This window comes from Microcystis sp. LE19-41.2A (assembly GCF_027530405.1).
Lineage (GTDB): Bacteria > Cyanobacteriota > Cyanobacteriia > Cyanobacteriales > Microcystaceae > Microcystis > Microcystis aeruginosa.
The window spans coordinates 1-6,310 of sequence record NZ_JAPZQJ010000416.1 but is presented as its reverse complement, the minus strand read 5'-3'; the positions used below and the strand labels follow the sequence as shown (position 1 = coordinate 6,310).

Annotated in this window: 6 protein-coding genes; 2 read left to right on the top strand and 4 right to left on the bottom strand. The window is 43.7% G+C overall.

Annotated features, from left to right (window positions below; genetic code table 11):
• Positions 1-187: 187 nt before the first annotated feature.
• Both O9290_RS17095 and acs read right to left on the bottom strand, forming a co-directional pair.
• Positions 188-637, bottom strand: coding sequence for a hypothetical protein (locus tag O9290_RS17095; protein WP_288054586.1), 450 nt, complete (start codon positions 635-637; stop codon positions 188-190).
• 259 nt (positions 638-896) lie between these two features.
• Positions 897-2,867: an acetate--CoA ligase gene (acs, locus tag O9290_RS17090; protein ID WP_288024253.1), complete on the bottom strand. Its 1,971-nt coding sequence runs from the start codon at positions 2,865-2,867 to the stop codon at positions 897-899.
• 251 nt (positions 2,868-3,118) lie between these two features.
• On the opposite strand from acs, the gene psaC reads away from it, so the two are divergent.
• Positions 3,119-3,364: a photosystem I iron-sulfur center protein PsaC gene (psaC, locus tag O9290_RS17085; protein ID WP_002734319.1), complete on the top strand. Its 246-nt coding sequence runs from the start codon at positions 3,119-3,121 to the stop codon at positions 3,362-3,364.
• A 310-nt stretch (positions 3,365-3,674) separates the two neighbouring features.
• On the opposite strand, the gene O9290_RS17080 is transcribed toward psaC, so the two are convergent.
• Entirely contained in the window at positions 3,675-4,364 is a 690-nt protein-coding gene (locus O9290_RS17080; RefSeq protein ID WP_002756679.1) for a Uma2 family endonuclease, read from the bottom strand.
• Positions 4,365-4,439: 75 nt separating this feature from the next.
• Here O9290_RS17080 and O9290_RS17075 point away from each other — a divergent pair, with 75 nt between their 5' ends.
• Positions 4,440-5,168, top strand: coding sequence for an ABC transporter ATP-binding protein (locus O9290_RS17075; RefSeq protein ID WP_288054588.1), 729 nt, complete (start codon positions 4,440-4,442; stop codon positions 5,166-5,168).
• 2 nt (positions 5,169-5,170) lie between these two features.
• On the opposite strand, the gene O9290_RS17070 is transcribed toward O9290_RS17075, so the two are convergent.
• A complete protein-coding gene (locus O9290_RS17070) occupies positions 5,171-5,941 on the bottom strand; it encodes a class II glutamine amidotransferase (RefSeq protein WP_288054590.1) in 771 nt (256 codons plus the stop codon).
• Positions 5,942-6,310 lie beyond the last annotated feature (369 nt).

Here is a 6,310-nt window from a genome sequence, read left to right as displayed (position 1 = left end):
GTGGTCAATTACCTAATTTTCAGGGAAAAAATCCCTAAATTTTCCCCCCAATCACTCCAATGGTAGGCACTTTTTCAGGGAAAAAAAGTCTAAAAGCCTTATCCAACAAGGTTTTTAGATTTATTCAGCAAACCCTAATTAACAGCCTTTCTCATAAAACTGTTATATAGCAATTCTCTTGCTGAGATTAGGGATTATTGTCGATAAAAAAACTTCTAAATCCCACGGCTAGTAAGGAACCACTTAGGACAGTTATCAATGTCCAAATTTGATTTTTTTGGGTTCCTTCGACTTTCTCTAAGCGTTTATTCATGTCATCAAATTTACTATCAAGAGTTTTAATATCACCTTTAACTTCCGTGAGTTCAATCTTTAAATCGGTAGTATCTTTTTGAACAGTTTTGACATCAGCTTTCATTTCCGCTTGTCCATTCTCGATCACCTTCAATCGATTGTCAACCTCAATCAGTCGAGTTTCCATGGTAGTGAGTCGATTGTCCATGGTAGTGAGTCGATTGTCCATGATAGTGAGTCGATTGTCGATCTCGTTGAATCGATGTTCGATTATCTTCTGTCCATTGAGGATTAAATCTTCTAGTCTTTTTAAATCATTATCCGTAGCAGTGGTGGTGGTCATTGATTAAACTCCTATAATTTCAATTCGCTCTTATCTTTGCTATTATACTAAATCCGTTTTTAATCCTGTGATTAACTCCCAAGTTATGGATTGTTTCTCCCCACTTCCCCACTTCCCCTATACCTTTTCAACAGGATTTATTATTAGCTATGGATTTGGTGCTTGAGCAAATATGTTCACCGAGAATCACTCCCGTTAGAGTGAGATAAGATTAACTCTTATTCCTCACCCTAACTGCTAGGAAAAACCGGCAATTAAATTACGCACCTTGCCGTAATTTGTCCAAAACCGATCGATCTTCTAGAGTAGAAGTATCACCAGAAATCTCTTGACCTGATGCTAAAGTTCGCAAGAGACGACGCATAATTTTACCTGATCGCGTTTTTGGCAGCACATCGGTAAAACGGATTTCTCCCGGTCGGGCAATAATGCCAATTTCCTTGACAACGTGATCCTTTAATGCTTGCGCTAACTCCGGACTCGCTTCATAATGCCCCTCGAGAGTCACAAAAGCATAGACTTCTTCCCCTTTAATTTCATCCGGTCGTCCCACCACAGCCGCCTCCGCTACCGCGGGATGGGATACTAAAGCTGATTCGATCTCCATTGTCCCTAAACGGTGGCCAGAAACGCTCATCACGTCATCAACGCGCCCCATTACCCAGAAATAACCGTCTTCGTCCTGACGACTACCATCCCCGGCAAAATAGAGATATTGGCCATCTTTGGGGGCGATATGTTCCCAGTAGGTATTGCGGAAGCGATCGGGATTTTTATAAACTGTTCGCATCATACCGGGCCAGGGATGTTTGACCACCAGATAACCCCCCTCATTCGCTTGGGTGGGATTACCGTCTAAGTCCACCACTTCGGCCATAATACCGGGGAAAGGTAGGGTTGCTGACCCCGGTTTGGTGGCAATTGCCCCGGGTAAGGGAGTAATCATAATCCCCCCGGTTTCCGTTTGCCACCAAGTATCGACAATCGGACATTTTTCTTTACCGATAACCCGGTGATACCACATCCACGCTTCCGGGTTAATCGGTTCTCCCACGGTTCCCAGTAAGCGCAAAGAGGATAAATCCCGGCTATTGGGGATGTCTTCACCCATTTTGATAAAAGCGCGGATAGCAGTGGGGGCAGTATAAAAGATATTAACCCGATATTTCTCGATGACATCCCAAAAACAGCCTAAATTAGAGGGACGGGGAACCCCTTCATACATTACCGTGGTTGCACCATTGGAAAGCGGTCCGTAAACGATATAACTATGGCCGGTAATCCAACCCACATCGGCAGTACACCAGTAAACATCGGTGTCTTTCAGGTCAAAAATCCATTTGCAGGTGACATGGGTGTAGAGATTATAACCGCCGGTGGTGTGGACGACTCCTTTCGGTTTGCCGGTGGAACCACTGGTGTAGAGGATAAATAACATATCTTCGCTATCCATCGGTTCGGCCGGACAATTAGCAGATACCTGTTTTTGTAGATCATGCCACCAGTAATCGCGATCAGCAACCATATTGATGGGTTCCTTGCTGCGTTGGACAACGAGAACTTTTTCCACACTGGGGGCGCTATTATCGGCTAGAGCCAGATCTACCTGTTCCTTGAGGGCAACGACTTTATCCTTGCGGAAACCACCATCGGCAGTGATTACCACCTTAGCGGCCGCATCATTAAGACGATCGCGCAAAGCATCGGCACTAAATCCCCCAAAAACTACACTGTGGGGCGCGCCAATTCTGGCACAGGCTAACATAGCGATGGCCGCTTCGGGAATCATTGGCAGATAAATTCCGACCACATCGCCTTTTTTTACGCCTAATTCTTTTAAAGCGTTGGCAAATTGACATACTTCTCGGTGTAGCTGTTCGTAGGTAATGGTGCGGCTGTCTCCCGGTTCTCCTTCCCAGATGATGGCGGCTTTATTGCGTCTCCATGTCGTGAGATGTCTGTCAATACAGTTGTAACAAATATTAATCTTGCCGTTGACGAACCATTTAGCAAAGGGGGGCTGCCAGTCAAGAATCTCTGACCATTTTTCAAACCAATGTAATTCTTTTTCGGCTAATTGGGCCCAAAAAGCCGAGGGATCGGCCTTGGCTTTGGCGTAGAGTTGCTGGTATTCTTCAAAGCTTTTAATGGTGGCATTCTGGGCAAATTCGGCACTGGGAGGAAACAGCCGATTTTCCTGTAGGATCGATTCGATCGCTATTTCTGTCATACTGGCAAACGAAATAAATTATCTTGCGATCCAGATTACCTTTTTCGGTTCCCCCCGTAACCCCGGCAAGCAATTCTTTAAGGCTATTTTAGAATTGCCCGATCCCTGACTAGCGATCGCCATTTAGCCCCAAGTGTTACAGAGTTTAAAGTTATGTCACCGATCGAGCGATGAACAGATCGCTGTAAGGTAAACTAACCGATAAACCCGAAATTTAACATGGAGAACACTCGGTAAGGAGTCATAATTCGATGTCTCATAGCGTTAAAATTTACGATACCTGTATCGGTTGCACCCAATGCGTTCGGGCTTGTCCCCTCGACGTGCTGGAAATGGTTCCTTGGGATGGCTGTAAAGCTGCCCAGATTGCCTCTTCCCCCCGCACGGAAGACTGTATTGGTTGCAAACGTTGCGAAACCGCTTGTCCGACGGATTTCTTGAGCATTCGGGTTTATCTCGGAGCAGAAACCACCCGCAGTATGGGTCTAGCCTACTAGGCCTGGCAATCATTCTGTGTTTAACATTTAGCGAAAACTAATCTTGTTAAGAGGACTAACCAGTCCTCTTTTTTTTGTTATACTCCCTTCGCTAGTTAGGGCTGGCTGAAAAAATCGGGGCGAAGCATTCGGATAGAAAATCTACGGTTTCAGCAATAAGTTATTGCCCGAATGCTTCGCCCCTACAGGACGCAATCGCCGATCAAGATGCAAGGTTTTTGAGCCACTAGCTTTAAAATCTTGCACCTGCCTCGCCAAACAGGCCCCAAACCCCTTACCTCGTCTATATTTCACATTTATTCAGCAGACCCTAGTTAGGTAATTCCCCAAAAAGTTGCCGATATTTTTGCAGTTTTGCCTCCATTTCTACTAACTGCTGATTGACCTGTTCAGCCCGTTGGCGTTCATTTTCAGCCCGTTGCTTTTCCTGCTCCAGTAGTTGATTAATTTCGCTGTAGGACAAAAATTGAGTACCATCAGGACGATAAATTTTTAACTCGTCGGTTAAGTCAAAACGAATGCCTAAACGGGGACTCACCCAATTATTAACCTCACTAACACTGTCTAAACTGTCACCAATTCGCTGCCAAGCTTCTAGACTATTATCATCGGGATCATAGACGTAGTATTCTTGGACTCCATAGCGATCATAAAATAGCAATTTTTTGGCCATTTCGATGGAGGTATTATTGGGAGAAAGAATCTCAAAGACGACTTGAGGAGCAAGATTATCTTCTTGCCATTGTTTGTAGGAACCTCGATCGCCTTTCGGTCTGCCAAATACTACCATCGTATCAGGAGCGGCAGCAATTTTCGGCTGGCCTTCCACGGGATACCACAACAGATCCCCCGCTACAAATACCTGGGGATCATCGATATATAACCAGTCGAGATTCTGCTTAATCGTCACTATCCAGTTAAATTGTTTAGTATTATCTGCCATCGGTTTACCGTCGCTCTCAGGATAGATAATCTCGGTTTTGTTAACTTGACTAACCATGGGGAATACCTGCCGAACTCATTGGGCTATTTTCATTATATAATAAGTTTGAACTAAGTAAGGAAAAGACCGATCTTGATTTTAGAACTAGAGCAAGTAAATTTAGCTATCCGACGGGGTAGTGCTTATCTGTTAGAAGATATTACTTTTAGCATCAAGCAAGGAGAAAAGTTAGCTATTGTCGGAGCATCTGGGGCAGGAAAAACGACTATTTTACGATTGTTAAATCGTTTGCAGGAACCAAGCACGGGAAATATTTATTTTCAAGGTAAATCGATTAAGGAAATACCGGTTATTTCCCTGCGACAACAGATAGTTTTATTGCCACAAGAGTCGAAGTTATTAGGGATGACTGTTCGAGATGCTCTCGCTTATCCTCTGCAATTAAAAAAACTTAACCCTGCTGAAATTAATCAGAGAATTGACCATTGGACATCCCTATTAAAAATTCCTCAACAGTGGTTTGAGCGCGGGGAGTTAGAATTATCTTTAGGACAAAGACAATTAGTGGCAATTACCAGAGCTTTGTTGTTAGAACCGAGCATACTGTTATTAGATGAACCCACCTCCGCTCTAGATACAGGCACGGCCACCAGGTTATTAGAAGTATTAAACAATCAAAGTTCAATGACGATAATTATGGTCAATCATCAACTGGATTTGTTAGAGGAATTTGCCGAGAGAGTTATTTATCTAGAAGCGGGAAAAATTGGTTCAGATTGCCTCGCCCATCAATTAGATTGGTTAGGACTAAAAACTCAGTTAATTGATTTAGAAAAATCTCGGCAAAGTGACCACTGGTAAGATTAACTTAAAATTGCTGCGCCCTCCTGAAAAACTAATAATTCTCCTGAATTAATCGTTGTCCAAACTTCATTATCAGTTAAGGGAGTAGTAGCAATAATTGCTACTTGATCGCCTGGACGAGCTAAAGCTTGAAAATCAACGCTAACATCTTCATCAATTAAATGAGCGGCGGCAAAAGGATACTGACGGATTATATAGCTTAATTTCGTCGAACAATGGGCAAAAAAATGTTCACCATCGGATAAAAGATAATTAAAAATTCCTTGACAAGCGATAGAGTTTGTGATAGTTTTTAGGACTTGATAAAGTTGCTCTAGGGAAGGTTTGCCCTGGGGAAAAGTCTCTCGTAGGGTATTAAGAATTAAACAGAAAGCTCTTTCCGAATCTGTGTCCCCAACCGGTTGATAAAAATCTCCCGCAGCCGGTGAGAAATTTTCTAAATGACCATTATGGGCAAAAACCCAATATTTCCCCCACAATTCCCGCCGAAAAGGATGACAGTTTTCTAGTTTAATTTCTCCTTGGGTAGCTTTGCGAATATGGGCGATAACATTGGTAGAATGGATGGGATAGTTTTTAATTAATTCCGCAATCGGAGAAGCGATCGAGGGTTTAACATCAATAAAAGTTCGACAACCTAAACCCTCAAAAAAGGCGATTCCCCAACCGTCTCGATGTTCGTCGGTTTTTCCCCCCCGCGCACAAAATCCCTCAAAGGAAAAACAGATATCCGTGGGGACATTACAATTCATGCCTAGAAGTTGACACATAGTTGCTTGAGTTTGAATATCAGATGCCGGCAAAATTACTTACTGCCAGCAGCCGTGACAGGAGACAGGAGAATTTTTTCCAGCTGCCTCTTGCCTATCCTAGCTAAGAAATTAATCTGGCACTAAGTAGGTAGGTGTTAAAAACTGTCAGACACCCCCCTTATCAAGGCTGACAGGGGGGATCAAACCCCCTCAAGGTACGGTTGATTGTCGGTAGGTGTTAAAAACTGTCAGACACCCCCCTTATCAAGGGGGGCAGGGGGGATCAAACCCCCCTTATCAAGGGGGGCAGGGGGGATCTAACCACCTCAAGGTAAGTTTTATTAATGAATCAAAACTAGTATGAATCAACCCTAGGGGCAGGGGAGG

What these genes read in the sequence shown, in the direction of transcription:
- O9290_RS17080 (WP_002756679.1), bottom strand. Translation starts at nt 4,364, where the DNA reads ATGGTTAGTCAAGTTAACAAAACCGAGATTATCTATCCTGAGAGCGAC.
- O9290_RS17070 (WP_288054590.1), bottom strand. Translation starts at nt 5,941, where the DNA reads ATGTGTCAACTTCTAGGCATGAATTGTAATGTCCCCACGGATATCTGT.
- psaC (WP_002734319.1), top strand. Translation starts at nt 3,119, where the DNA reads ATGTCTCATAGCGTTAAAATTTACGATACCTGTATCGGTTGCACCCAA.
- O9290_RS17095 (WP_288054586.1), bottom strand. Translation starts at nt 637, where the DNA reads ATGACCACCACCACTGCTACGGATAATGATTTAAAAAGACTAGAAGAT.
- acs (WP_288024253.1), bottom strand. Translation starts at nt 2,867, where the DNA reads ATGACAGAAATAGCGATCGAATCGATCCTACAGGAAAATCGGCTGTTT.